General features: G+C 42.0%; 26 protein-coding genes, 1 pseudogene and 1 other annotated feature. Of the genes and pseudogenes, 4 read left to right on the plus strand and 23 right to left on the minus strand.

The genetic code is table 11. The annotated features are described in order from the left end of the window. Positions 1–99: 99 nt before the first annotated feature. On the plus strand, positions 100–681 hold the full coding sequence (locus AC0OMA_RS12670; protein ID WP_014477357.1) for a nucleotidase: 582 nt from the start codon (positions 100–102) through the stop codon (positions 679–681). Positions 682–723: 42 nt separating this feature from the next. Here the strand turns inward: AC0OMA_RS12670 and zur are convergent, their stop codons facing one another. Both zur and AC0OMA_RS12680 read right to left on the minus strand, forming a co-directional pair. After that, a complete protein-coding gene (zur, locus tag AC0OMA_RS12675; RefSeq protein ID WP_474222142.1) occupies positions 724–1161 on the minus strand; it encodes a zinc uptake transcriptional repressor Zur in 438 nt (145 codons plus the stop codon). A 137-nt stretch (positions 1162–1298) separates the two neighbouring features. Next, on the minus strand, positions 1299–2180 hold the full coding sequence (locus AC0OMA_RS12680) for a YitT family protein (protein ID WP_003230077.1): 882 nt from the start codon (positions 2178–2180) through the stop codon (positions 1299–1301). Between the two features lie 115 nt (positions 2181–2295). Here AC0OMA_RS12680 and AC0OMA_RS12685 point away from each other — a divergent pair, with 115 nt between their 5' ends. Beyond that, on the plus strand, positions 2296–2550 hold the full coding sequence (locus AC0OMA_RS12685; RefSeq protein WP_474222143.1) for a DUF2624 domain-containing protein: 255 nt from the start codon (positions 2296–2298) through the stop codon (positions 2548–2550). Between the two features lie 26 nt (positions 2551–2576). On the opposite strand, the gene AC0OMA_RS12690 is transcribed toward AC0OMA_RS12685, so the two are convergent. Together AC0OMA_RS12690 and cshB are read right to left on the minus strand one after the other, a co-directional pair. Further along, on the minus strand, positions 2577–3470 hold the full coding sequence (locus AC0OMA_RS12690) for a deoxyribonuclease IV (protein WP_015483442.1): 894 nt from the start codon (positions 3468–3470) through the stop codon (positions 2577–2579). 9 nt (positions 3471–3479) lie between these two features. Then, positions 3480–4796 carry a DEAD-box ATP-dependent RNA helicase CshB gene (cshB, locus tag AC0OMA_RS12695; protein WP_015483443.1) on the minus strand — a complete coding sequence of 439 codons (1317 nt, stop codon included), beginning with the start codon at positions 4794–4796 and terminating at the stop codon, positions 3480–3482. 168 nt (positions 4797–4964) lie between these two features. On the opposite strand from cshB, the gene AC0OMA_RS12700 reads away from it, so the two are divergent. Together AC0OMA_RS12700 and AC0OMA_RS12705 are read left to right on the plus strand one after the other, a co-directional pair. Next, positions 4965–5702, plus strand: coding sequence for a YqfQ family protein (locus tag AC0OMA_RS12700; RefSeq protein ID WP_474222144.1), 738 nt, complete (start codon positions 4965–4967; stop codon positions 5700–5702). Positions 5703–5824: 122 nt separating this feature from the next. Beyond that, entirely contained in the window at positions 5825–6769 is a 945-nt protein-coding gene (locus AC0OMA_RS12705; protein WP_014477361.1) for a 4-hydroxy-3-methylbut-2-enyl diphosphate reductase, read from the plus strand. A 22-nt stretch (positions 6770–6791) separates the two neighbouring features. Here AC0OMA_RS12705 and AC0OMA_RS12710 read toward each other — a convergent pair whose 3' ends face one another. From AC0OMA_RS12710 to yqfD, 19 genes and pseudogenes are all read right to left on the minus strand, one after another. After that, complete coding sequence (locus tag AC0OMA_RS12710) at positions 6792–7913, minus strand: Nif3-like dinuclear metal center hexameric protein (RefSeq protein ID WP_100506299.1); 1122 nt, start codon at positions 7911–7913, stop codon at positions 6792–6794. After that, positions 7906–8556: a tRNA (adenine(22)-N(1))-methyltransferase TrmK gene (gene trmK, locus AC0OMA_RS12715; protein WP_014480286.1), complete on the minus strand. Its 651-nt coding sequence runs from the start codon at positions 8554–8556 to the stop codon at positions 7906–7908. Before trmK ends, AC0OMA_RS12710 begins: the two co-directional genes overlap by 8 nt. A 256-nt stretch (positions 8557–8812) precedes the next feature. Then, positions 8813–9175 carry a cytochrome c550 gene (gene cccA / locus AC0OMA_RS12720; protein ID WP_003230068.1) on the minus strand — a complete coding sequence of 121 codons (363 nt, stop codon included), beginning with the start codon at positions 9173–9175 and terminating at the stop codon, positions 8813–8815. Between the two features lie 328 nt (positions 9176–9503). Beyond that, positions 9504–10619 carry an RNA polymerase sigma factor RpoD gene (rpoD, locus tag AC0OMA_RS12725; RefSeq protein ID WP_003226225.1) on the minus strand — a complete coding sequence of 372 codons (1116 nt, stop codon included), beginning with the start codon at positions 10617–10619 and terminating at the stop codon, positions 9504–9506. A 198-nt stretch (positions 10620–10817) separates the two neighbouring features. Then, positions 10818–12629, minus strand: coding sequence for a DNA primase (dnaG, locus tag AC0OMA_RS12730; protein WP_015384115.1), 1812 nt, complete (start codon positions 12627–12629; stop codon positions 10818–10820). A gap of 33 nt (positions 12630–12662) precedes the next feature. Further along, positions 12663–13157, minus strand: a complete 495-nt coding sequence (locus AC0OMA_RS12735) for a YaiI/YqxD family protein (protein ID WP_015384116.1) — start codon at positions 13155–13157, stop codon at positions 12663–12665. A gap of 253 nt (positions 13158–13410) precedes the next feature. Next, positions 13411–14223, minus strand: coding sequence for a pyruvate, water dikinase regulatory protein (locus AC0OMA_RS12740; protein WP_003230064.1), 813 nt, complete (start codon positions 14221–14223; stop codon positions 13411–13413). Positions 14224–14248: 25 nt separating this feature from the next. Continuing rightward, positions 14249–14887, minus strand: a complete 639-nt coding sequence (gene ccpN / locus AC0OMA_RS12745) for a transcriptional regulator CcpN (RefSeq protein WP_003237058.1) — start codon at positions 14885–14887, stop codon at positions 14249–14251. Positions 14888–15019: 132 nt separating this feature from the next. Continuing rightward, positions 15020–17058 (minus strand): annotated as a pseudogene (gene glyS, locus AC0OMA_RS12750) (glycine--tRNA ligase subunit beta). After that, positions 17051–17938 carry a glycine--tRNA ligase subunit alpha gene (gene glyQ, locus AC0OMA_RS12755; protein ID WP_003226213.1) on the minus strand — a complete coding sequence of 296 codons (888 nt, stop codon included), beginning with the start codon at positions 17936–17938 and terminating at the stop codon, positions 17051–17053. The pseudogene glyS and the gene glyQ overlap by 8 nt, the downstream one beginning before the upstream one ends. 82 nt (positions 17939–18020) lie before the next feature. Then, positions 18021–18196: a binding site (T-box leader), on the minus strand. Positions 18197–18235: 39 nt separating this feature from the next. Continuing rightward, the gene (recO, locus tag AC0OMA_RS12760) at positions 18236–19003 is read right to left on the minus strand and encodes a DNA repair protein RecO (RefSeq protein WP_015384118.1); all 768 of its coding nucleotides are present in this window, start codon (positions 19001–19003) and stop codon (positions 18236–18238) included. Positions 19004–19039: 36 nt separating this feature from the next. Further along, on the minus strand, positions 19040–19183 hold the full coding sequence (locus tag AC0OMA_RS12765) for a YqzL family protein (protein WP_003230053.1): 144 nt from the start codon (positions 19181–19183) through the stop codon (positions 19040–19042). Positions 19184–19330: 147 nt separating this feature from the next. Continuing rightward, positions 19331–20236, minus strand: a complete 906-nt coding sequence (gene era, locus AC0OMA_RS12770) for a GTPase Era (RefSeq protein ID WP_003230051.1) — start codon at positions 20234–20236, stop codon at positions 19331–19333. After that, positions 20217–20627 (minus strand): cytidine deaminase, encoded by a 411-nt coding sequence (locus tag AC0OMA_RS12775; protein WP_003230049.1) that lies wholly within the window; start codon positions 20625–20627, stop codon positions 20217–20219. Before AC0OMA_RS12775 ends, era begins: the two co-directional genes overlap by 20 nt. Positions 20628–20745: 118 nt before the next feature. Next, positions 20746–21117, minus strand: coding sequence for a diacylglycerol kinase family protein (locus tag AC0OMA_RS12780; RefSeq protein WP_015384119.1), 372 nt, complete (start codon positions 21115–21117; stop codon positions 20746–20748). Further along, entirely contained in the window at positions 21098–21571 is a 474-nt protein-coding gene (gene ybeY / locus AC0OMA_RS12785) for an rRNA maturation RNase YbeY (protein WP_003230039.1), read from the minus strand. The genes AC0OMA_RS12780 and ybeY overlap by 20 nt, the downstream gene beginning before the upstream one ends. Then, the gene (pgpH, locus tag AC0OMA_RS12790; RefSeq protein ID WP_474222145.1) at positions 21572–23707 is read right to left on the minus strand and encodes a cyclic-di-AMP phosphodiesterase PgpH; all 2136 of its coding nucleotides are present in this window, start codon (positions 23705–23707) and stop codon (positions 21572–21574) included. 78 nt (positions 23708–23785) lie between these two features. After that, positions 23786–24745 (minus strand): PhoH family protein, encoded by a 960-nt coding sequence (locus tag AC0OMA_RS12795; RefSeq protein WP_014477373.1) that lies wholly within the window; start codon positions 24743–24745, stop codon positions 23786–23788. Next, positions 24742–25938 (minus strand): sporulation protein YqfD, encoded by a 1197-nt coding sequence (yqfD, locus tag AC0OMA_RS12800; RefSeq protein ID WP_327830707.1) that lies wholly within the window; start codon positions 25936–25938, stop codon positions 24742–24744. Before yqfD ends, AC0OMA_RS12795 begins: the two co-directional genes overlap by 4 nt. Positions 25939–25951 lie beyond the last annotated feature (13 nt).

The following is a 25951-nucleotide window of genomic DNA, read 5'->3' on the forward strand; positions in this document are numbered from 1 at the left end:
AGTTTGATCCATTTTGCCTGATTCATGTTTGCTAAACTTTTCTGTTAATGTCAATTGTTTATGTTACACTTGAAGGGATGAAACTGAAGGAGTGTGGGCATGTTACGCTTAGGAATAGATATTGACGGCACAATCACGGCTCAGGATACATTCGTCCCTTATTTGAACCGTTCGTTTAATCTTTCCATTTCATTAAACGATATGACGGATTATGATTTAACAAAGCTGTTAAACATTACCCAGGAAGAATTTTGGGATTGGATGAATCAAAATGAAGCGATCATATATAAGGAAGCATTGCTTGCACAGCATGCGAAACAGTCACTTGATCTTCTCAAAGAGGAGCACAAGCTTATTTATATTACAGCGAGACGGACTCATTTAACTGATATTACCTATGAATGGTTTGACAGACAAAACATTCATTATGACCACATCGAACTCGTTGGTGGTCATCACAAAGTTGAAGCGGTCAAGAATCATAACATCGACCTGTTTTTTGAAGATCATCACGGGAACGCCATGATGATTGCGAAAGAAGCCGGGATACCGGTGATTTTGTTCAATTCCCCTTATAATCAGCTTCCGATTGATTCAAACATCATCAGAGTAAACAACTGGCTAGAAGCCGTTCAATGGATGAACAACAACAAGCATCACTTTATACGTGTCAATAACTGAAAAAGAGCCCAAACCGGGGCACCTTTCTCATATATACGCATTTTACGCATTAGTGTTTTCTTGGTTTTCCGCTGTACAATCAGGGCATGTGCCGTAAATCTCAAATTTATGCCCGCTGACCTGATAGCCATCTAAATCATCACAAAGCTTGTCCATCGGACATGATTCAATTTCCTTTGTTTTGCCGCAGGCAAGACAAATAAAATGATGGTGGTGATGGGTGAATGAACACTTAAATCGGAAGAGCTTTTCACCGGACAGCTCAGTTGTTTCCAAAATCCCAAGTTCTTCATATAAAGAAAGATTTCTGTAGATTGTATCAAAGCTTAAGCCTGGATAATCATCATTCAGTGCAGACAGTACGTTTTTAGCGGTAAGATATCTGTCTGAATCAGCAAAAAGCTGCAGCATATCCTCCCGTTTGTTTGTATATTTATATCCGTTTTCTTTTAATAGGTTCAGCGCTTCTTGTACGTTCATGAAGGGTCCCCCTTTTCGCTTTGCTTAAGAACGTATCACATGTATGAAAAAGAAAATGGCAGCTGTCTGTCCAGCAAGCCATTTTCTTTACTGCAGATAAAATTATACCCATAAAATGAATAAAAGTAAATGAAAGCCTAGTGGATTGCGTTTTTGAATTTTCCGCCTCTCGTTTCATGAGTATTCATAATTGTTATGAATGCATTTTGATCAACTTCAAACACGATCGATTTGAGCTTTGTCACTTCCAGCCTTGTGACAACCGCGTAAATTACGTCTTTTTCTTCGTCCGTATATCCGCCTTTCCCCTTCAGCTTCGTTGTGCCCCGACCGAGACGGTGCAAAATCGCGTCGGAAATCTCATCATACTGCTCAGACACAATAATGACAGCTTTTGTTTCATCAAGCCCTTGGATCACGGCATCAATCGTTTTCATCGCAATATAATAAGTCATGAATGAGTACATCGCTTGCTCAGGACCGAACACAAAAACTGCCCAAATGAAAATGAACACATTGATGAACATAACGAACTCACCTACTGAAAACGGGAGTTTTTTGGTCAGCAAAATACCGAGAATTTCTGTACCATCCATTGAACCTCCGTTTCGAATAACAAGCCCGACGCCAAAGCCGAGTAAAAGACCTCCGAACACAGTAGCCAAAATAGGCTGGGTTGTGATGGCTTCTACATGGTGAAGTGAGGATTCAATAACGGCAAGCCCGACAATCCCTATAAACGTAGAGACTAGAAAGGTCTTACCGATATATTTATATCCGAAGATCATAAAAGGAATATTTAATATGACAACGAAAAAGGCGAAATTCAGAAAGGGGTTTGACATAAAGAGGTGGTCTAAAATAAGTGATACACCGATAATCCCGCCATCAATAAAATCATTGGGGATTAAAAATAATTCAATACTTACAGCCGCAGATGCAGCTCCTACCAGAATCATAAAGACCCTGAAAATAAAATGGGTAAATGTTTCTTTCTTATGTTGTTTTGTTGGGGTCATAAAATCTCCTTTCCTGCAATAACTATTTTAAATACATTATAAATCTATTTTACCATTAAACACTGACACATTTTACTGATTTGCCCATACATTAAGTCTGGAGGTGGAATGACCGATGATTTTATTTCAAAGAATTATTTTACAGCGGCTTAATCAGGCTACTGCTGACGATTTGCTGAAGTACTCAAAACAATACGGAATCAGCTTAACAAGGTCACAGGCCGTTGAAGTAGCGAACCTGTTATACGGGAAAAATGTAAACATCTTTAATGAAAGTGAACGAATGCGGCTGCTGAAACAAGTAGAGACGATTACATCGAAAGAAACAGCTCAAACAGTTAATGAACTATTCAAACAATTTATAAGCTAAAAAATGGGGGTGTTATCCCCCATTTTTTATTGCTGTAAAATCTTTTCGAGCAATGTATCATCAAATTGTTTTTCTTTCAGCATTTCAATCTCAAAACGGTATGGCGGTTTTTTGTTCTTTTTATCTTCACCGACATATGGTGTTTCAAGAATTTTTGGAATGTCTTTTAACTGCTCATGGTGAACAACATATTGCAGTGCGTCAAAACCAATTTCACCAAAGCCAATATTTTCATGGCGGTCTTTTCTCGCACCTTTGACATTTTTGCTGTCATTGATATGAAGCACTTTAATACGGTCAATGCCAATGATTTTATCGAACTCATTCAGCACTCCGTCAAAGTCTTCAACAATGTTATACCCGGCATCATGTGTATGGCATGTATCAAAGCACACTGACAGCTGCTCATTGTGTGTAACGCCTTCGATAATCAGTGCAAGCTCCTCAAAGCTTCTGCCGCATTCTGATCCTTTTCCAGCCATTGTTTCTAATGCAATCTGGACATTTTGATTCGGATCAATCACTTCATTTAAGCCTTCAATAATTTTTTTGATGCCGGCTTCAGCTCCTGCCCCTACGTGAGCGCCAGGATGAAGGACAATTTGCTTCGCTCCGATGGCCGCTGTCCGTTCAATTTCTGAACGAAGAAAATCAACACCCAGCTCAAAAGTGGACGGATTTGTCGTGTTGCCAATATTAATAATATAAGGCGCGTGTACGATAATCTCGTCAATGCCGTTTTCTTGCATATGTGCCCGGCCTGCTTCTATATTTAAGTCTTCAATTTTCTTTCGGCGCGTATTTTGCGGTGCGCCTGTATAGATCATAAACGTATTCGCCCCATAAGAGACTGCTTCCTGGCTTGCAGCCAGAAGCATATGTTTTCCGCTCATAGAGACGTGTGAGCCTATTCTCAACAACAGGTTCCCCTACTTTCTTTTCTTAGATTGGTTTCTTCTCTGTTTTTTCTTGATTTTCTCCATCTCATAGCTCATTTTCTTTTTATACCCAGGCTTAACCTTCTTAGGCTTTTTCACGAGACGATGAGCAATTTCATCCGCTTCATTCGGCGTTTTTTTACGCTTTTTGCGGCGCTGACGGTCATCGCCTTTTTTCCATTCGCCCTTTTCAAGCTCTAAGTAATCAAATTCGATGCCCATTTTTTCAAGTCTTACTAATGCATCCTCATCAGTAAGTTCATAAATGGTCATCGCTTGTCCTGATGAGCCGGCACGAGCCGTTCTGCCCACACGGTGGACATAGAAATCGAGATCATCCGGCAGCTCATAGTTGATAACATGGCTGACACCTTTAATATCAATGCCTCTTGCGGCAAGGTCAGTTGCAATGACATAAGTGAATTCCAAATCATTGATCTGCTTCATGACTTTTTTCCGCTCACGTGGTGTTAATCCGCCGTGCAGCAAGCCGATTTTCATGCCTTTGCCAGTCAGATACTGGGCAATATGGTCAGCCGTATTTTTCGTGTTGGCAAACACAATCCCCAGGTATGGATTCAAATGCGACATGATGTCAAAAAGGAGCTTGTCCTTGTCACGATGTTTCGAAGGAATGAGGATATGCTCGATTTTCGCAGCAGTCACCTGTTTTGGCTCCACATGGGCGTATTTCGGATTTTCCATGTATTTCTTCAAAAATGGTTTCAGCTTTTCCGGTATGGTCGCTGAGAACACAAGCATTTGCAGATCCTCAGGCATGCGGGAACCGATGTAATCTACATCTGCAAGGAATCCCATGTCCAGCATTAAATCCGCTTCATCAATAACAAGAGATTCCGCTTTATGAACACTTAACGCCTGTTCTTTGATTAAGTCAGCAATCCGTCCGGGTGTACCGACAACAAGATGCGGCTGTATTTTCAATTTATCAATTGATTTTTGTTTATCAGTGCCTCCGATAAAACATTTCGAGCGAATCTGACTGCCTTCCTCACCTTGTGTGATTTTAAGCGCTTCCTGATAAATCTGGTTGGCTAGCTCTCTTGTCGGAGCCGTAATGACTACCTGAACGACATCCTTAGCAGGATCGATTTTGTTTAATAAAGGCAGTAAATAAGCGTGAGTCTTTCCGGTACCCGTCTGAGACTGGCCGATGACGCTTTCTTTTTTTAAAACTGCAGGAATCAGCCTTTTCTGGATATCAGTCGGTTCGTAAAAACCAAGGCGATGTACTGCATCTATAATAAATGGTTTCAATTCATAAAGTTCAAATTTCGTTTCTTTCATTTTTCCCAGCTCCTTAAAGCGGCACATTATGTGTCCATCATCACATTATACCCGATTTTGCTTAAAAACACCACGTTTGCAAGGCGTTTGTTTTATTCAGTTATGTAAAGCAAATACCGCAGCCCATGCATATTCTAATAGCAGAGAGAGCTGAAAGGAGGTACAAGTATGTTTTCACCGCAGCAGCCAATGAGAAATTACCCACAGCCCGGACCGCCCCGCCCCATGCCAAATCAGCGAATGATGGGCAGAAGACCGCCTAATATGCGAGGACCTTCATTTGGAGCACAGCAGCAAGGTTTTCAGCAAGCCGGACAATTTCTTCCTCAGGCAAATGCCGGAGCGAGAAATGGTGCAGGTGCAGGCGGAGGCTTAAAAGGAATGCTGTCAAGGTTCCTACCCGGCGGAGGAGGCGCTGGCAGCGCCGGAGTTCCTGGAATTCCAGGAGCAGGTGCCGCAGCGAGCGGAGGTGCTGGCCTGCAAGGCATTCAAAATATCGCCAATCCTGCATCATTATCCAGTATGCTTGGAAATGTGCAAAAAGTACTCGGCATGGCGCAGCAAGTCACCCCTATGATCCAGCAGTACGGCCCATTAGTCCGCAATCTGCCAGCAATGATGAAGCTGTACAGCCAATTAAGTAAAAGTGATGAAACTGAGACAGAGGCCAATGAGGAAAGTGAAAAACAATCCGTTTCAGAAGAATCATCAGAAAAAGAGACTGAAACAAAAACCTCAGATGGGAACAAAAAATCAAAACCAAAAAGTTCTTCTCTCCCAAAGAAATCTAAAACAACTGACAATAAAGAACAAGAATCAAAAACATCTGCCCCGAAGAAAAAGGAAGCTGCCTCTTCTGCTCCGAAAAGAACATCAGGCAGTTCAAAACCGAGATTATATATTTAACATTCTTTGATATCTGAAGTGAGATTGGCTATAATGAGATCAGAAGAATGCAAGAATAGAGCCGTTTGATTACGGCTTTTTATATTGCCTTTACTCACTTCAGTATTGGAGGACAACCGAAAATGGACGTAATTAAAATTTCACCGCGCGGCTATTGCTATGGTGTTGTTGATGCTATGGTCATTGCCAAAAATGCGTCACTAGATAAAAGCTTGCCAAGACCCATCTATATACTCGGGATGATTGTTCATAATAAACACGTCACTGATGCGTTTGAAGAGGAAGGGATTTTTACATTGGACGGCTCTAACCGTCTGGACATCTTAAAGCAGGTTGACAAAGGAACTGTCATTTTCACTGCGCACGGTGTTTCTCCCGAAGTCAGAAGAATCGCAGAAGAAAAAGGGTTAGTCGCAATTGATGCTACATGTCCGGATGTGACGAAAACTCATAATCTAATCTTAGAGATGAAAGAAAAAGGATATCACGTGATCTATATCGGCAAAAAAGGGCATCCAGAGCCTGAGGGAGCCGTTGGCGTAGCGCCAGAGATCGTTCACTTAGTTGAAACAGAAGAAGATGTAAAGAACCTTGATATCCAAGCAGAGAAGTTAATCGTGACGAATCAAACAACAATGTCTCAATGGGATGTTCACGACATTATGGAGCTTGTCAAAGAAAAATATCCTCATGTCGAATATCACCAAGAGATTTGCCTCGCTACTCAAGTGCGGCAGGAAGCTGTATCAGAGCAGGCAAAAAAAGCGGACTTAACAATCGTTGTCGGAGACCCGAAAAGCAACAATTCAAATAGGCTTGCTCAAGTGTCAGAGGAAATAGCCGGGACAAAAGCATACCGGATCGGCGACTTAAGCGAACTGAAGCTCGAATGGCTGAAAGGCGTTAATACCGTTGCAGTTACAGCGGGAGCTTCAACACCGACGCCGATCACAAAAGAAGTCATTCGCTTTTTAGAGCAGTTTGATCACGAAGATCCATCAACTTGGACAACTGAACATAATATACCGCTCAAAAAAATACTTCCAAAAGTAAAAGCAAAAAACTGAGGCTGTAAAAGCCTCAGTTTTTTTATAGAAATGTAAATGGATTTGTATCTGTTTCAGAAACAAAGATATTCACGTCAAACTTTTTATCATTACACATTGATGTCAGTTTTCTCGTGACGCCTTCTTTCATGATTTTTTCCGCGTAATGGCCCGGATCAACCACATTTAGGCCAAGCATCATCGCATCATGGGCCACATGGAAGTATAAATCTCCTGTGACGTAAACATCGGCTCCCTTTCGTTTTGCATGATGAATATACTTGTTTCCATCTCCACCAAGAACAGCTACCTTTTTCACCATGCTGTCAGCATCCCCCACCATTCTGACACCATTGACGTCAAGCTTGTCTTTCACAAATAAAGCGAATTCCTTAAGCGTCATCTCATTTTTAAGGGTTCCGACACGGCCGAGCCCTTTTTCGGCGGGAGTCTGTTCGACAGGATAGATATCGTAAGCGACTTCTTCATATGGATGGCTTTTTATCATTGCATTGATAACAGCTTTTTCGATGCTTTTAGGAAATACAGTCTCAAGTCTTACTTCATGAACAAGCTCAAGCTCTCCCACTTCACCGATAAAAGGCTTAGCTCCATCCAATGGCTTAAAGCTGCCGATTCCTTCAGATGAAAACGCGCAATGGCTGTATTCACCGATATGGCCGGCCCCCGCATTTCCGACCGCGGCTCTGACCTGCTCTTCATATTCCTTCGGCACGTATACTGCCAGCTTTTTCAGAGGATCCGTATAAGTAGGTGCCAGCACTTCCGTCTCACTCAGCTCTAATGCTTCAGCAAGCAAATCATTCACGCCGCCGTCCGCAACGTCTAAATTTGTATGAGCTGCATAAACAGCAATATCATGCTTCAAACACTTTTCAATTAACCTTCCGGCAGGCTGATCTGTTGAAATATGCTTTAGCGGCCGGAAAATAGGAGGATGATGTGCAATAATCAAGTCAACCTCTTTTTCAATCGCTTCATCGATAACGCTCTCTAACACATCAAGTGTAACCATCACATTTTTAATTGGTTTGTTTAAAGTGCCGATTTGCAGGCCGATTTTATCTCCTTCAACCGCATAGGCTTTCGGGGAAAATTGTTCAAACAGCTGGATGATCTGCTGCCCATTTACACTTTTAGCCATGATCGATTACCTCCTTTAACAGCTCCATTCGATCGGAGAGCTCCTTTAATTTTTGTTTGTTTTGCTCTGTATCCGCCGCTTGGCTAATCTGTTCATAAATGCTTTGAGTGTGCTGAAGCTCTTGTGTCCACTTTTTCAAAAAGACAGCATTTTTTTCTTTTGCCAAGAAAGGGCCGACGAGCATCCCGGCTGATAAAGAAATACCGTCATAAGCCGCATCCCTGTCTCCCGCTTCTGCTACCAGCACCTCATAGCACTTTCCGTCCTCTTCAAGGATTACCTCATCTATCAGCGCATATCCTTCTTTATAAAGCCACTCCCTGATATGAACAGCATGAATATTCGGCTGTAAAATGAGCCGTTCCTTCCCCGTTAATTTGTCTTTGCCCGCTTCTAAAATGTGAGCGATCAAAGCCCCGCCCATTCCGGCAATCGTAATGGCATCAGCTTCACCTTTTTTAATCACTTCCAGTCCGTCTCCCTGCCTTACAGAAATGTGCGAGTTTAAGCCTGATTTTTCAACCTGCCGCTTTGCAGACAAAAATGGGCCGTCTGTTATTTCTCCGGCAATCGCCCCGCTGGCTTTATGATTCAGCACCGCATAACAAGGAAGGTATGCGTGATCAGAGCCGATATCGGCCATCACCGCTCCATTCGGTATGTACTCCGCTACTGTTTGCAATCGTTTAGATAATTTTAATTCGTTCACTTGTCATCACAACTTTTCTCAATCATTTTTTCCTTTACTATCATATAAAAAATCAGCCCAGAATCCAAGCTGAAGCAAATGATTTTGAGATTATTTCTTTTGATGCGGGTCTGCACGCGGCAGTCAAAAATAAAAGGCTGTCGAGAACATCTCGGCGGCCTGTGAATGTATAAAGAGAAAAATGGTTCTTTTATTTAATTTTTGACACCCACTCTGCCATATCATCCAGCTTATCGGCCGGAACAAGACCGGAAGGCATTCCATTACCGCCTTTTTCGATCTTTGTTTTAATTTCAGCGACATCTTTCTTATCCCCTACACCTTTTAAGCTAGGACCCGAAACACCTTCATAATTTTCACCGTGGCATGCGATGCAGTTTGCCTTGTAAATTTCTTCTGGTGAAGCGTTTGCATCTTTCTTTTCAGCAGATTTGCTTTCTCCTCCGCTCGCAATCTCCCGAGAGTCATCAAGTCCTTTTACTGATAAAAAGAAAGTTAGACCAATTCCTAAAACAGCGATCAGCAAAAATGGAATAAGCGGGTTCCATTTCATTTCCCTTCCCCCTTTTTGATCCTTCCCCCTATGTAAACACTTCTAATTCTAACTTATTTTTACAAAAAGTAAATGGATTGCTATACAAAAGTTTTTTATTCACACTTTATACAAAATTGAATAGAAACATGCCTAAATCTCTAATATCCTTTTTATTCTATTGTATAATGTATTGTATACGCTTACAATAGAAAATATGGAATTAGATTTTGAAATTTTTCACCACAATGTCCATTTGCAAATGACATCATTTTTCAGTAAAATAAAGGCATATTATCCATATATCTTTTTAAAAAAAGAAGAACGGATCTTCAAGACCCGTTCCATCTTATTCGAGGAAATCTTTCAAACGTTTACTTCTGCTAGGATGTCTTAGTTTCCGCAACGCTTTGGCTTCGATTTGTCGAATACGCTCTCTCGTTACTCCAAATACTTTGCCGACCTCTTCTAATGTTCTTGTACGGCCGTCATCAAGACCGAATCGAAGACGCAATACATTTTCTTCACGATCAGTTAACGTATCAAGCACATCTTCCAGCTGCTCTTTCAATAGCTCGTATGCGGCGTGGTCAGAAGGTGAAGTTGCTTCTTGGTCTTCAATGAAATCACCAAGGTGCGAGTCATCCTCTTCACCGATTGGTGTTTCCAGCGATACTGGTTCTTGAGCAATCTTTAAGATTTCGCGTACTTTTTCAGGCGTTAAATCCATATCTTCCGCAATTTCTTCAGGTGTTGGTTCTCTGCCTAAGTCTTGCAGTAATTGACGCTGCACACGGATTAATTTATTAATGGTTTCAACCATATGAACGGGAATCCGGATCGTTCTCGCCTGATCGGCAATGGCGCGTGTAATCGCCTGTCTGATCCACCACGTAGCATACGTACTGAATTTATAACCTTTGCGATAATCAAATTTTTCAACGGCTTTCATCAGTCCCATGTTTCCTTCCTGGATCAGGTCAAGGAACAGCATACCGCGTCCGACATACCGTTTTGCGATACTGACAACAAGCCGCAGGTTCGCTTCAGCCAATCTGCGTTTAGATTCTTCGTCACCTTCTTCAATCTTTTGAGCGTAGGCGATTTCTTCTTTTGCAGAAAGAAGGTTAACCCGACCGATTTCCTTTAAATACATACGAACTGGGTCATTGATTTTAACGCCAGGCGGTACACTTAGGTCATTAAGGTCAAATTCTTCTTCGGCTTTGGCAAGCTGCTGAATATTAGGATCTTCTGTTTCTTCATTCTCACTAATTAATTCAACACCTTGTTCACCTAAAAATTCATAATACTCATCCATTTGGTCTGATTCAATTTCAAAGCTGGACATACGCTCAGCAATTTCTTCATATGTCAAAACGCCACGTTTTTTACCTGACTCTGTTAATTGCTCTTTTACTTGGTCGAATGTTAATTCTGTCTCGTGGGTTTGTTTATCAGCCATTATGGATCCCTCCTTCCAAAGCTTGCAACGAATTCTATAAGCGGTATGATTCTTATTCGGTCCATTCAGGCGTTTTCTATGTGAACTGCCTTTAACAATGTGCGAATAATGAAATGACAATTCATGATGAGGTTAAGCGATCTATTTGCTCCTCCGCAAGGAATCATTGCCAATAAATGCTCCTCATCAGTTCTCCAGTTATTTTAAAGATCGGTTCAATGTAACGATTTCTTGAGCCAGAGAAGCAGCTCTTAAAAAATCTTTTTGCCTTTCGGCTTCGGCTCTTTCCGCCTCTTTTTCTTTTATCATTGACCAATTTCTTTGATTCAACACTTTTTTTACATAATCTGATAACTCGGCTTCGCTAAGCTCTTGATTAACCTGAAGCATTAATATATCAGACAAGAGCTGGCTTATATGATCATCCGTCACCCTGGCCATCAGATGCTGAGGCGTCAGCTCGGCTCCCTCTTCATAAAAAGCATAAAGATAGGCGGCTAATGCCCGGTGCTCATCAATATTAAATTGAAACCCTACCCGGTCAATCACTTTTTTGATGACGCTCCGATCTCGAAGCATGTGAGCGAGTAACAGCCTTTCTGCATTTTCATACGCCGGACGCAAACGTTTTTGCCTTGCTTTTGTCGTCAGATGCGCTCGCCGCATTTTTGTTTCACCGCTATTGTCAGCTGGTTTGTTTTGCTTGCTGAAAACAGACAGCTGCTCAGTTAAAGACTCCTGTGAAAGCGAAAACTCTGAAGCAAGCTGCTTTACATAGACTTCCTGCTCTAGAGACCCTGAAAGCGTGCTGATTTCTTTCAGTACGTCTTTAATGTAAGCTAGTCGGTCGCCTTCATCGGACAGGTTCTTTCCTTTTCGGAAAAATTGCATTTTGAACGCCATTACGGTGACACTGGCGTCAATAATGTCGTTTTTAAATTTTTCCCCGCCGAATTTTTTGATGTAATCATCAGGGTCCAATCCGTCAGGAATCATTGCAACTCTGACTTTGCAGCCTTTTTTTTGCAGAAGCTCCGAAGCTTTTAAGGTGGCTTCATAACCGGCTTTATCAGAGTCATAGCAAAGAATGATTTCTTCGACGTTTCTTCTCAGGATCTTGACATGATCATCTGTAAGAGACGTTCCCATCGTGGCTATGCTTTCTTTTACACCCGAGCTTACGGCCGATATGACATCAGCAAACCCTTCAAATAAGACTGCTCTTTCCTGCTTTCTGATATGAAGGCGGGCCTTATAAAAATTGTAAAGCAGTTTACTTTTATGAAAGAGCGGGGTTTCAGGACTGTTCATATACTTAGGCTGCTGGCTGCCAAGAGCCCTGCCTGAGAAAGCAACAACAGCCCCGTGATGATCATGGATCGGAAACATGACACGGTTTCTGAAGCGGTCGAAATATCCGCTTCCGTCTTCGCGTCTGATCAGGAGACCCGCTTTTTCCATTTGCGCCTCACTAAATCCCCTCTTTACAAGGAATTTCGTGATAAAGTCCCAAGAATCAAGAGCATAGCCAATCTGAAATTCATCAATCAGCTCTTTCGTAAAGCCCCTAGAAAGCAGATAATCCAGTGCCTCTTGACCTTCTTTTGTATTTATTAACAAATGATGGTAAAATTTCTTCAGGAGCTCATGTGCCTCAGCCATTTTTTGTTCTCCAGAAGACTCTGGCCGGGCTCCGGAATGGACTGTTATATCATCTGGAAAATCAATTTGGTATTTGTCAGCAAGGTGAGAAACCGACTCGGCAAAAGAATAGCCTTCCATCTGCCTTAAAAAAGAGAAAACATTGCCGCCCGCTCCGCAGCCAAAGCAATGAAAAATCTGTTTGTCGGGCGATACGGAAAACGAAGGTGTGCTTTCTCCATGAAAAGGACAGAGTCCAAAGTAGTTTCGGCCTTGCTTCTTTAATTGAACATAATCACCTATGACTTCAACGATATCTGCCGACTTTTGCACCTGATCCACAATTTCATCTGGTATCCGATTTCCCATCTTATAACACTCCGTCGTACATTATTCGATGCTTTAGTGCAAAATCCCTTCATCGTTCGACAGGATTTTTTGCAGCAGTGTAATAAATCGTTCTCGATCTTCTTTATTCAATTTTTTAGGCCCTTTGGCATATACGCCTTTTCTTCTTTGTTTGCCGGAAAAATGACGGCCCTCTAGAGCAAAATCAATCGCATCTTCTTTGTAAAGACGACCTCTTTCCGACATAACAGAGACATTTCTGTTCAACAGCAGAGATGCTAATCCGATGTCCTGCGTCACAACGATATCTCCCGGTTTTACGTGATTTGCAATATATAAATCAGCAGCTTCTTTATGAGGATCAACATACTTCCATTTTTCTTCATTGCTTCTGGAAAGCTGATAATGTTCAAATGAAGCGACAAAAAGAACTTGAACTTCATACTCGGATGCTGTTTGTAAAATTTCATCTTTTACCGGACAAGCATCAGCATCGACAAAAATCGTCTTTTCTTGTTCATTAAGAAGAGTAATTCTCCATCCCTCCATTAAACTCCTGCATAAAAGCAAGCAAAATCGCACATCCTTTATTATTGTGGATGTATATGAATTTGTCGAAAAATTTCCGGGAGAAATTCTTGACATCTTACCCATAATAGTTTATTCGTATCACACGATCCTTAAACCTAAAATTAATCATTTTATCACAATTTTTTATTATAATACAAACTTCACAAAGATGCTATTGTTTTTCATTATTCCCTTTTGGCACAGCCAAAAACCCAGGATAGAGCGTCCTGAGTTATATGTTTTTTGTTTTGAGATGATGGATAATATTTGCTGTTTCCTCAACCGCTTTATTTGAAACATCAACAACCTGGCAGCCGATCCGATCCACAATCTTTTCAAAATACTCGAGTTCCTCTTTGATTCTATTGATATTTGCATAAATCGCTTTATCATTAAGCCCGAGTGATTTTAAGCGTTCTTTTCTGATATGATTCAGTTTATCAGGGCTAATCTTTAAACCGATGCATTTTTTCGGATCAACGTTAAAGAGTTCTTCCGGCGGATCAACCTCCGGTACAATCGGAACATTGGCAACCTTCAGGCGTTTGTGTGCGAGATATTGAGACAGCGGTGTTTTAGACGTTCTTGACACGCCGATCAAAACGATATCAGCTTTTAAAATCCCTCTTGGATCACGTCCATCATCGTATTTAACTGCAAACTCGATGGCCTCCACTTTTTTGAAATAATCTTCATCAAGCTGGCGCACCCGCCCCGGTTCGTATTTCGCTGTTAAACCGTAGGCTGTTTCCATTTTATCAATCAACGGGCCGATAATATCATAATATAAAACATTTGCTTTTTCCGCTTCGGCTATCAAATATTCTCTGATTTCGGGCACCACGAGTGTAAAACAGATAATGCCCCCGTCTGCCTTTGCAAGTGAAATCACTTCATTGATAGTGCCTATATCTTCAACATAAGGAATTCTTCTTACATGAGTATCATCCGCCGATCCGTTAAATTGGCTGAGTGCTGCTTTTACTACCAATTCAGCCGTTTCACCGACGGAATCCGATACAACATAGATGATGCGGTTATTCATATTATCCCCCCGTTAGTTTGCAATCTTATAGGATTTCATTTTCAGATAAACTGACAAGTATTTTGGTCATATTTGTTTTTGTCACTCTGCCGATCACTTCAAAGCCTTTATCGGTGTCTTTGATGACAGGAAGTGCATCAATTTGTTTTTCTATTAAGTGCTTTGCAATGTCCATCACATAATCCTCGCGTCTGCACACCGTAATGTTCGGCATCCTTGTCATGATGATGTGAACAGGGACCGATGTAAGCTCCTGCTGGCCAATGCTCGCTCTGAGCAAGTCTTTTCGTGAAAGCACCCCGACTAAAACAGCATCGCGGTCCACCACAAACAGAGTACCTACATCTTCTAAAAACATGGTGCAAATCGCATCGTACACAGAAACGTTTTCGTGAATCACTACGGGGATAGATTGAAAGTCTTTCACCTGAAGCTTTTTGAGTTTATCCGCCAAAAGCTGCGTGCCGGTTTTTCCCGTATAGAAATAACCGACTCTCGGGCGCGCCTCGAGGAATCCTGACATGGTGAGTATGGCTAAATCCGGGCGCAATGTCGCCCTGGTTAGGTTCAGCTTTTCTGCAATATGCTCCCCTGTAATCGGCCCGTTTTCTTTTACAATCTGCAAAATATGTTCTTGCCGTTTATTTAGTTCGATCGTACTCACCACCTTTTCACTTCATAGCTATGTAAAGAAATAATAATCCATATTATAACGTAAATATCTTGTAATCAAACAAAAAACTTATAAATGGGGAAAAGACGATTACCGATCACACAGCAACCGCCTTTTCTCTCTTTATTTTACAATAAGGGCATTCATATTCGCAAAGGACTTGATCTCATCCGCCAAGCTTACCATTTGCGCTAAACGATTTGCCTTTAATGACTCATTATCCGCTATAACCATTGTATGATCGAAGTAAGCATCGATCGGTTCTTTTAAGGCTGCAAGTGAAGCAAGCGCCGCCTCATAATCTTTTTTGCTGAAGTTTTCCTGCAGATTTTGCTTCGCTGTTTGGTAGGCATCAAACAGTTTTGCTTCGTATTCATTTTCAAACAGATCAGGCTGAATGTCTCCGCGGACTCCTTTTTTGCTGATAGAGATCACTCGGCCTAACGCTTCGGCTGTTTCCTTAAAACCAGGTGCACCAAGCTTTTGCTCCAGTACTTGTGCTTTATGCAGCGCAGAGTACGGCTCAAGCTCAGAGCTTTCCAGCACGGCGTCAATGACATCATGTCTGATTTGTTCAGCATTCAAGACATATTTCAAGCGCTGAGTGAAGAAATCCAGCAGTTCATTTTCTTTATCGGTTTGTACGAAAGTAAGCAGCTCTTCAAATGAAATTCCCCAGTTGCGGTCAAGAAGAATCGCAACAATACCGCTTGCTTGGCGGCGCAGTCCGTAAGGGTCCTGGAACCGGTCGGAATTACGCCGATAGAGAAGAATGAAGCGATTGTGTCAAGCTTATCCGCCATTGCTACAACAGCTCCGGTGAAAGTAGAAGGTGTTTCTCCGCCCGCTGATCTAGGCATATAATGTTCATTGACTGCCGCAGCCACAGCTTCATCTTCGCCAAGCATTCTCGCATACTTTTCGCCCATAATTCCTTGAAGTTCAGGGAATTCATATATCATATGCGTCACAAGGTCGAATTTAGAAATTTCAGCAGCCCGCTTCACATGTTTTAATGTATCTTCATCAGCCTGAAGACGAACGGCAAGTTTCTCTGCGATTGATGTGACTCTTCTAACCTTATCAGCAAGAGAACCAAGCTCTTCATGGAAAACGATATTTTCAAGCTTCTTCACATTTGCATCAATGTTTAGTTTCTGATCTTCCTTGTAGAAGAATGAAGCATCAGATAAACGTGCGCGCAGCACTTTTTCATTGCCTCGGGCCACATTTTCAATCGCGTGGCTGTTGCCGTTTCGGACTGTGATAAAGTGAGGCAGCAGGTCACCGTTTTTGTCTTTGACAGGGAAGTAGCGCTGATGCTCTTTCATTGTCGTGACAAGCACTTCTTCAGGAATTGACAGAAACTCGGATTCAAATGAACCGTAAAGAGCTGTCGGGTATTCTACTAAATGATTCACTTCATCAAGAAGGTCTTCGTCAACTGGAATGCTCCAATTGTTTTCATCAGCCATTGTTTCCAGCTGAGATTGAATCATTTGCTTTCGGACGCTAGGATCAGCAATAACATGCTGTTCTTTCAGCTGCTCTTCATAAGCTGAAGGTGATTCAATTGACACTTCATGTCCGAGGAAACGGTGTCCCTGTGTTGTCCGTCCAGACTCAACGTTTGTGATCGAAAATGGAATGACATCCTGTCCAAATAATGCGACAATCCATTTGATCGGTCGGATATAACGCAAATCTTCATTTCCCCAGCGCATGTTTTTCGGGAAATGCAAGCTTGTAATTAAACCGCTCAATTCTGGCAGAAGCGACTTCGTTTCTTGGCCAGCTTGGAATTTTTGCACGAATACATACTCTATGCCTTTTACTTCTTTGATGTACAGGTCTTCCACATTCGCGCCTTGGCCTTTTGAAAAGCCGATTGCCGCTTTTGTCCAGTTCCCGTCCGCATCAAGGGCAATTTTTTTCGCAGGCCCTTTTGCTTCTTCTTTTATATCATCCTGCTTTTCTGCGACATCCTTAACGAACACAGCAAGACGTCTCGGTGTATTGAATAGTTTCACTTCACCGTGAGTAATATTTTTTTCTTTAAGCCAGCCTGTCAGCTTGTCGCCAAGCTGAACCATGCTTTCATTCAAAAAGCGCGCCGGCATTTCCTCTAATCCGATCTCTAAAAGTAAATCCTGTTTACTCATGAGAAGAACCCTCCCCTTTAAGCATTGGAAACCCTAGTTTTTCTCGTTCCTCATAATAGGTTTTTGCTACTTTTCTAGCTAAATTCCGCACTCTTGCGATATAGCCCGTCCGCTCGGTAACAGAGATCGCACCTTTGGCGTCAAGCAGATTGAAGGTGTGCGAGCATTTCAGCACATAGTCATATGCTGGATGAACAAGTCCGTTATCCATTTGCTTGATCGCTTCTTTTTCATATGTGCTGAACAATTGGAACAGCATATCGACGTCTGATGTTTCAAACGTATAAACAGAATGCTCATATTCGGCCATCATGAATAAATCTTTTACTGTAAACCCTGACGTCCATTCCAAGTCAAACACGTTTTCTTTATCCTGGATATAAGACGCGAGACGCTCAATTCCATACGTAATCTCTACAGAAACGGGTTTACACTCTAATCCCCCGACCTGCTGGAAATACGTAAATTGTGTTATTTCCATTCCGTCAAGCCAAACTTCCCAGCCTAGACCCGCGCAGCCTAAAGACGGATTCTCCCAGTTGTCTTCAACAAAGCGAATATCGTGCTCAAGCGGATCAATTCCAAGAGCACGCAAGGAATCCAAATACAACTCTTGAATGTTATCAGGAGACGGTTTAATAATGACCTGAAACTGATGATGTTGATACAGTCTGTTCGGGTTCTCCCCGTAGCGGCCGTCTGCAGGACGTCTGGAAGGCTCTACATAAGCCACTTTCCACGGTTCAGGGCCGATACTGCGCAAAAATGTATACGGGCTCATCGTGCCGGCTCCTTTTTCTACATCGTAAGCCTGCATAAGCACACAGCCCTGACTGGACCAATGCTTTTGCAAGGTTAGAATCATGTCTTGAATATTCATTTCAAGCACCTCCACTTTTCTTTCATAAGTTGACTGCGGCAGCAACCAAAAAACTCCCGTCTCTATGCTTGCCAGCCGCAAACATAGGGACGAGAGTTCTCCCGCGGTTCCACCCTAGTTGCTGAGAACAAAATCCCAGCCTCTTTTTTTAAAATTGCTCAAGAATGCCTTTCGTTGCGTGCTCATCCTTAGCTTACACCGCCCTAAGGTCGCTTTCATGAGGTAAACGCAAGTACTTCTTTCTCTCACTGCAACATATTTTATAATAAATGATCATATAAAAAGATGGACCAAATGTCAACTTTTGTTTTCACCCATAAGATGTTTCATGCTTTCCATTTGATCTAAAAAGCGCTTTGATTTTAAATACAATCCCGAATATTCTTCGTAATATAAATCAATCACTTGCTTTAATTCAGCTTTTGTTTCCTCTTTTAAGGACACATTGCCGAGTCTCGACAGATCAAAATAGTAAAAGAGTCTTAACAGCCTTGCCGTTTGCGGTTTAATCGGTATCCTGTAAGGATCTTTTTCAAAACAGCGGTGGCATATAAAACCATTATCACGAACAGAGAAATGAAAGGTTCCGTCTTGGCTTTTACAATGTACACAATGATTCAGCTCAGGATACAGGCCCATGACACCGAGCATCTTCATTTGAACAATGAAGGTGATAACATCCGGATCTGTTCCTTCATTCAGCTGTTTTAATGATTCTAGTATGAATTCAAATAAATAAGGATTTGACTTTTTTTCTTCTGTGCCTCTGTCGACTAACTCAGCAATATAGGCAGCATATGCTGTTAAAAACAAGTCTTCCCTGATGCCTCTCATGCTGAGGATCATTTCCCCCTGCTGAAGCGTTCCGAGGCCCGATGTTTTTTGCATTAAGAAAGAACCATACAAAAAGGGCTGGCTGACTGCTGATAAACGGCTGTTCGGTTTTTTGGCGCCTCGTGCCATAACACCTATTTTTCCGTGTTCTCTTGTCAATAAAGTTACGATTTTATTCGTCTCTCCGTAATCATTTGTGCGAAGAACGATTCCTTCACATTTTGTCAGCATTTCCGCACCTTCCTCAAGCAGGAGCGGCCAAGAGGTTTATAAAATTGGATAATCAAATCGGGCTAGCTCATCTTCTAGTTCTTCGGGTCTTTCCATGTTCTCTTTTTCCAGTTCTTTAAAAAGAAGATACGTATCAACATTTCCTGTTTGAGAAAATACGTTCCAGGTAAAATTCAACACAAGAAACCCACCTTTCTGTAGTTAAACTAGCTTACCTAAACTCCAAATTCTTACCTTTATCTTGACCAGATGTCCTCCATTTCATGTTAAACAAAATTTGCTAATGTATCCCTGTTCCTGTGAGATAATGACACACACAGCAAGAGATTAATATTCGTCCTCTTTAAAGCCAAAATCGCGAAGCTGGGACATTTTATTACGCCAGTCTTTCTGCACTTTCACCCACAATTCAAGGTAGACACGGGAGCCCAACAGTGCTTCAATATCCGCTCTCGCTCTTTTTCCAACCTCTTTTAGAAGGCTTCCTTTTTTACCGATCACGATGCCTTTCTGGGAATCCCGCTCGACCACAATCGTTGCCGCTACGTGCACAGAACCGTTGTCCTGCCCTTTGATGGATTCGATGGCCACCGCAATGCTGTGCGGGATTTCTTCTCTCGTCAAATGCAGCACCTTTTCCCTGATTAATTCAGAAATGATAAATCGTTCAGGGTGGTCAGTTACCTGGTCACTCGGATAGAATTGCGGCCCTTCCGGCAAATACGCTTCAATCTGAGCGAGCAATGTTTCGATGTTATTTCCTTCTAAAGCAGAAATCGGAACAATTTCCTTAAAAGGATAACGTTTGCGGTATTCGTCAATTAGCAGAAGCAATTGGTCGGGATGAATTTTATCAATTTTGTTTACGATTAAGAATACAGGCGTAGACATCGTCTGCAATTTCTCAATGATAAATTCGTCGCCCTTCCCGTAGCCTTCCTCAGCATTGATCATAAACAAGATCAAATCGACTTCTTTTAATGTATTTTGCGCCACTTTCATCATAAAGTCCCCAAGTTTATGCTTAGGTTTATGAATCCCTGGTGTGTCAATAAAAATGGTTTGTGATGTGCCTGTCGTCAGTACTCCTTGCACCTTGTTTCTCGTCGTTTGGGGCTTATCGCTCATGATCGCGATTTTTTGTCCAATGACTCTGTTCAAAAATGTAGATTTTCCTACGTTTGGTCTTCCAATAATGGATACAAATCCTGATTTAAAGCTTTCGTTCGTCATGTAAATCCTCCGATGAAAATGCGCCTGGCAATAATTCTTCCACAGTCATTTCTTTTATTTGTCCTTGTAAATTAGTTAGTACGACAATAACGTCTTTTGTGCAAAGCTCAGAAATCACCTGGCGGCAGGCTCCGCACGGAGATACCGGTCCAGGGGTGTCAGCCGCAACGGCCAGCATCTGAAACTCTGTATCCCCTTCAGAAACAGCTTTAAATAAAGCCGTACGCTCGGCGCAATTGCACATGCTGTATGCCGCGTTCTCAATGTTGCAGCCTCTGTACACTTTTCCATCCTTGGTAAGAAGAGCGGCTCCTACTTGGAATTTGGAATACGGCGCATATGCCATATCACGCGCTTTTAAAGCTTCTGTTATTAATTCTTGTCTGTTCATGTGTACATTCCTCTCTTACCTATAATGGTACCGCTATCACTTTATATTTTACATAATCGCGCGCTTTTTTTCACGCCCATTTCTAAAAATGTAAAATAAATGTAAGAATTTTCAGCCATTACAGCTTTGGCAAAAAAATAAGTAAACCAATGATACACGAAATCACGGCAAAAACGCAAACAGCCCCGGCGGCAGCGTCCTTGGCCGCTTTAGCAAGAGGGTGATGTTTGTCAGTTATTAAATCAACCGTATGTTCAATGGCTGTATTTAAAAGCTCAAGCGAAAACATACCGCCAATCAAAAGGAATATAATCATCCACTCAATCATGCTGAGCTCTACAAGGAAGCCGCAAATGAGAACAGCGCAGGCGGCTGCGGCATGAAATTGGAAATTCCGCTCCGTCCGCGCTGTTTCCCAGATGCCCCGGCCTGCATGCACGAAGCTTTTGAAGAATCGCTTCAGCTCATTTCTATGATCTTTTGAGTCCATAAGCGTCCAGCAATTCCTTTTGCTTAGTAAACATCTCCTCTTCTTCCTCTTTCGTCATATGGTCATATCCTAAAAGGTGCAGAAATCCGTGTACAGCTAGAAATCCGAGCTCTCTTTTAAAAGAATGATTATACTCCTCTGCCTGCTCTCTTGTGCGATCGGCACTAATGATAATATCACCTAAAACCGGAGGCATTTCAGCGCCCACGATTTCGATCTCGCCTTCTCCCTCTTCTTCAAGAGCAAATGAGATGACATCTGTCGGAGCATCCTTTCCCCGGTATTCTTTGTTAATCTGATGTATGTCATCATTGGAAACAATCGTGACAGAAACTTCAGCCTGATCCTGAACGCCTTCACGCTCAGCGGCAAATTGAAGCAGATTTTCTACTTCTTTGAGCATCTCTTCTGAGACGCTTCCTGTTTCATCAACGATATCAATCAGTAAACTCATCTATTTCACCTTCTTAGTAGCCTCCGGATATTCAATCCGGGAGTGGAAAATTCCTTTTAATGTTGCACAGAGCGTTTTTGCGATTGTATCCAGCTCTTTAAATGTCAAATCGCATTCACTGAACTGTCCGTCCTGAAGCTTATCGGATATAATACCCCGGACAAGCTTTTCAATTCGTTCAGGATTGGGATTATGCATGGATCTGACGGCCGCTTCAACACTGTCGGCCACTGATATAATTGCGGCTTCCTTTGACTGCGGCTTCGGCCCCGGATAACGGAACTCTTCCTCTGTAATCTGGTCGCCTTTTTCCTTCGCTTTATAGTAAAAAAACTTTAAAAGCGAGGTTCCATGATGTTGCTCAGCAATATCGACAAGCTCTTTCGGAAATTTATAGCTTCTCAGCATATTCGCACCGTCTGTCGTATGCGAGATAATAATATTTTTACTCAACTGAGGTGACAGCTTGTCATGCGGATTGTCAATATTCATTTGGTTTTCAATAAAATATTGCGGGCGCTTTGTTTTTCCGAGATCGTGATAATATGCGCCGACTCTTGCAAGCAAACCATTAGCCCCAACCGCTTCACAGGCTGCCTCTGATAAATTGGCAACCATTACACTGTGATGATATGTACCTGGTGTTTCCGTCAGTATTTTGCGCAATAGCGGATGGTTAGGATTAGACAGCTCGAGCAGCCTCATGGTGGATAAAATGCCAAAGCCCGTCTCAAAAAACGGCATCAGGCCGATGATCAATACAGATGAAGCAAACCCCGACACAACCCCCATGAGCATTAACGTGCCGATTTCAAGACCCGATAGCGCAGTGTTCTGGATCAATAATAAGGATAGAACGACAACCATATTAATAAACGCCACGAAAAGTCCGGTCTGCAAAATCTTTGATCTTGCATTGTGTTTTCCTAAAAATAATACACCTGAAATGCCGCTGATCAAATAATAAATCCCTATGACATAATTGAATGTTCCTGTCACACCCTGATTAAACATCATACTTCCGCAAATCGCAAGAATGATACTTCCCAAAATGGCAATGCGTTCATTCATCAGCAGTTTGATTAAGATGGCGCCGGCCGCAATGGGGACCAGATAGCCGATATTATTATACTCCATCTTCTGAAACAAACTGACAACCTCCATGATCACAAGCAAAAGTGTTGTGATAATCGAGAATAACAGAATGGATTGATTTTTAAACTTCAGATTTTGTTTCTGTTTTTCAAAATAATATACAAGTGTTGCAATGAAAAGTCCGATCATAATCAATAGCCCGCTGATCGGTTTAAAGAGATTTGAGTTATTTAATAACCCGGTCAGCTCAAGTTTCCTGTACACTTCCCGATCAATGAGGTCATTTTCTTCCACGAGCACTTGCCCCTGTTTGATTTGAACCTGCTGGACATTATCTGAGGCTTCCTGCCGTTTTGCCTCTGTTGCTTTCGGATCGAAGACGTAATTCGGAATAATAGCAAAACGCCCGATTTCTGTCGCAGCTCCCAAGTATTTAGACGGAATAGAATTGCTTTTTAGCTCTTTTTCTACCTTATCCTTTGCATCAGATAGTTTATCCGAAGGGATTTCACTGTTCATGACCGTATTTACTGCGGTAATGACCGTATCTCTAACAAAAGAAAAGTCTTCACTGTCTGCTTTCAGCAATGTCTTGATGGAATCCTCCGATATAGAATCATTCACATCTGATGTCAATTTGTCCTTTACAGATTTGACCATTGATTTTTCCGATGGTGATTTACTGCCTTCTTCCGATGATTTTTTCACTTCACTAATACTGTCGAATATTGATGACACAAGGTCAATCCGATTGTCTGTATATTCTTTTTTTAATGTATATTGATCTTCAACCGCGTCCTCAGCGGCTTGCTTTTTTTCCTCTGTGGCTTTTTGATCTTCTACGGTTGCCGGAGCGTAAATGGTCTTGTCGCTGACTGAAAACAGGTCTAAATCAAGTGTTTCCGGCTTAACATGTACAAAGAGCAAAGCAAACATAATGGCAGCCAGCAGAAGATACAGCAGTACATGCATGGAGCGGGCATTTTTAAAACTGCTCCATTTTTTCGAGCTGCTTTTGGTCTTAGCCTTCTTTTTCAACACAAGAACCTCCTCTTGAAACATCAAGCCCATAAGCAATCATAAAAATGACCCGATAACGCGCGATCGGGTCATTCAGCATTAATTTTGCTTATCGTATGCTTCAATAATTTTCGCAACAAGCGGATGTCTGACCACGTCTGTCTGGTCCAGCTCAATCATAGAAATGCCGTCTATTCCTTTCAGCATCTCCTTCGCTACTGCAAGTCCCGATTTGACGCCTTTCGGCAGATCAATTTGGCTAACGTCACCTGTAATGATCATTTTAGAGCCAAAACCCAGTCTCGTCAAAAACATTTTCATTTGAGCAGGCGTGGTATTCTGTGCTTCATCAAGTATAACATAAGCATCATCGAGCGTCCGTCCCCTCATATATGCGAGCGGAGCAATTTCAATGATGCCTCTTTCCATCAGACGTTCTGTATGATCTGCCCCAAGCACATCATGGAGAGCGTCATACAGCGGGCGCAAATAAGGATCTACTTTTTCTTTTAGGTCACCTGGGAGAAAACCAAGGCTTTCACCGGCTTCCACGGCAGGTCTTGTTAAAATGATTTTTTTGATATGTCCGTTTTTTAAAGCATGGACTGCTTTTACGACAGCCAGGTACGTTTTCCCGGTTCCCGCCGGACCAATGCCGAATACAAGGTCATTCCGCTTCATAGCGGCCACGTATTCCCGCTGTCCCATTGTTTTTACACGGATTGATTTGCCTTTTGCGTTTTTTGTAATTTCTTCTTCATACATGCTTTCAAAGTATTCAAGTTCATTCTTCTTTGCCATTTTGATGGCGTAAATCACATCACGTTCAGAGATCTCTATCCCCTTGCGAATTAAAGCGAGGAGCGATCCCAGCAGCCTGTCTGCAATCTGAAACGATTCATCATCGCCTGAAACATAAATCGTCTCGCCGCGCGTAATGATATTTACATTCAGATCTTTCTCCATCAATTTCAAAAAAGAATCTTGGTTCCCGAAGAGTGAAAGCGCCTCGTCCGGGTTTTTCAGTTTTTGATTCATCGCAAGTAAATGTTCTGTCATTCTTCAGTCTCCCTGACAATAGGTGTGGTTTGAACGATATCTTCTATAACTTGGTAGAGAATAATCAACTTTACTTTACCATTCTCAACAGTCTGGTGCAAAACTTTTTCACTTTTCACCTCGCCGTTTTCGCCTATTTTATCCTCTACATCCTGTTTACCCAATTTAATGCCTTCTTGAACTGCTTCTTCTTTCGTATATTTTCGTAAAGCCTCTTCACTTTCTCTCGTTTGCTCTTTGACATAGGATACAGGGAGCTTAAATCCGAGAAAATGAAGCGAATGCTTTTCTTGTTCTGTTTTTGGATGCTTCAATTCCTCTTTTTTAAACGTCATCCCCCAGATCGGGATTGCCAAAGAACCAAAAGAAAGCTTGTGCTTTGTCCTTACTTTGCCCGTATAGACGTTAAATAATGTTTCAAGCGGGACTGTCACTTCTGATCTATACCAGGTTTCTCCGTAAATTTCTGCTTTTGAGGCGACTTCCTGCTGATGGTCTTCGTTGCCGATCAGTCCCGAAACAAGCAGCTGCCCCTTTTCAACATGATCGTGTATGGCGGCCATGGGCTGTCCTTTTTGCACAAACATTCTCGTAATGGTTGCTTTCTTTTTGGCGACAATATTGCGCGGGCTAACATACTTTTCTTTTTCGGGCTCATTTTTCTCCACAACTTTCATGTGAATGGTCGTCCCCTTCAGATCAACTCCGACCCAAGTGATATTGTCTATTCCATTGGTTAATGATTTCTGTATTTTTTCGGGCGACATCATTAAAAACTGCAGACGGCCCTTTTGGACGCCGATTTCATTAAGATGCTGCCTCATTTGATGTTCTGTTTCAGGCTTAGCGCCTGTCACATCAATTTTCCACACCATATTGGACAGCAAAAACAAAAGGATGAAAAAAATCGCAAAACCGATCGTAAACCCTATATTCAGCTTTGATTTCATCAACAGGAAGGGAAAACCCTTCCGATTGATAAATCGGGCTTTACATTTAAATTTACTTCTCACCCGCCGAAAGGCATGTACATCCTGAAGCTGTATATATAACGATACGGCTTCTTTCTTTTTTTTGACATGAAAGACCGGAATCCCCTGTCTTGTGCATTCATTAAGGAGCCGCTCAATCCCTCTTCCCGTCAATTCAAGCTGGACCTTACCCGAAAAAAAAGACAGCCATTTATTTTTCACAACATTTCCCCCT

Source organism: Bacillus sp. AMCV2, assembly GCF_056033925.1.

Coding starts and splice junctions, on each gene's coding strand:
- AC0OMA_RS12670 (WP_014477357.1), top strand. CDS start 100: ATGTTACGCTTAGGAATAGATATTGACGGCACAATCACGGCTCAGGAT.
- zur (WP_474222142.1), bottom strand. CDS start 1,161: ATGAACGTACAAGAAGCGCTGAACCTATTAAAAGAAAACGGATATAAA.
- AC0OMA_RS12680 (WP_003230077.1), bottom strand. CDS start 2,180: ATGACCCCAACAAAACAACATAAGAAAGAAACATTTACCCATTTTATT.
- AC0OMA_RS12685 (WP_474222143.1), top strand. CDS start 2,296: ATGATTTTATTTCAAAGAATTATTTTACAGCGGCTTAATCAGGCTACT.
- cshB (WP_015483443.1), bottom strand. CDS start 4,796: ATGAAAGAAACGAAATTTGAACTTTATGAATTGAAACCATTTATTATA.
- AC0OMA_RS12700 (WP_474222144.1), top strand. CDS start 4,965: ATGTTTTCACCGCAGCAGCCAATGAGAAATTACCCACAGCCCGGACCG.
- AC0OMA_RS12705 (WP_014477361.1), top strand. CDS start 5,825: ATGGACGTAATTAAAATTTCACCGCGCGGCTATTGCTATGGTGTTGTT.
- AC0OMA_RS12710 (WP_100506299.1), bottom strand. CDS start 7,913: ATGGCTAAAAGTGTAAATGGGCAGCAGATCATCCAGCTGTTTGAACAA.
- trmK (WP_014480286.1), bottom strand. CDS start 8,556: ATGGCCGATATCGGCTCTGATCACGCATACCTTCCTTGTTATGCGGTG.
- cccA (WP_003230068.1), bottom strand. CDS start 9,175: ATGAAATGGAACCCGCTTATTCCATTTTTGCTGATCGCTGTTTTAGGA.
- rpoD (WP_003226225.1), bottom strand. CDS start 10,619: ATGGCTGATAAACAAACCCACGAGACAGAATTAACATTCGACCAAGTA.
- dnaG (WP_015384115.1), bottom strand. CDS start 12,629: ATGGGAAATCGGATACCAGATGAAATTGTGGATCAGGTGCAAAAGTCG.
- AC0OMA_RS12735 (WP_015384116.1), bottom strand. CDS start 13,157: ATGGAGGGATGGAGAATTACTCTTCTTAATGAACAAGAAAAGACGATT.
- AC0OMA_RS12740 (WP_003230064.1), bottom strand. CDS start 14,223: ATGAATAACCGCATCATCTATGTTGTATCGGATTCCGTCGGTGAAACG.
- glyQ (WP_003226213.1), bottom strand. CDS start 17,938: ATGAATATTCAAGACATGATTCTAACCTTGCAAAAGCATTGGTCCAGT.
- recO (WP_015384118.1), bottom strand. CDS start 19,003: ATGCTGACAAAATGTGAAGGAATCGTTCTTCGCACAAATGATTACGGA.
- era (WP_003230051.1), bottom strand. CDS start 20,236: ATGACGAACGAAAGCTTTAAATCAGGATTTGTATCCATTATTGGAAGA.
- AC0OMA_RS12775 (WP_003230049.1), bottom strand. CDS start 20,627: ATGAACAGACAAGAATTAATAACAGAAGCTTTAAAAGCGCGTGATATG.
- AC0OMA_RS12780 (WP_015384119.1), bottom strand. CDS start 21,117: ATGGACTCAAAAGATCATAGAAATGAGCTGAAGCGATTCTTCAAAAGC.
- ybeY (WP_003230039.1), bottom strand. CDS start 21,571: ATGAGTTTACTGATTGATATCGTTGATGAAACAGGAAGCGTCTCAGAA.
- AC0OMA_RS12795 (WP_014477373.1), bottom strand. CDS start 24,745: ATGACAGAACATTTACTTGCGATGAATCAAAAACTGAAAAACCCGGAC.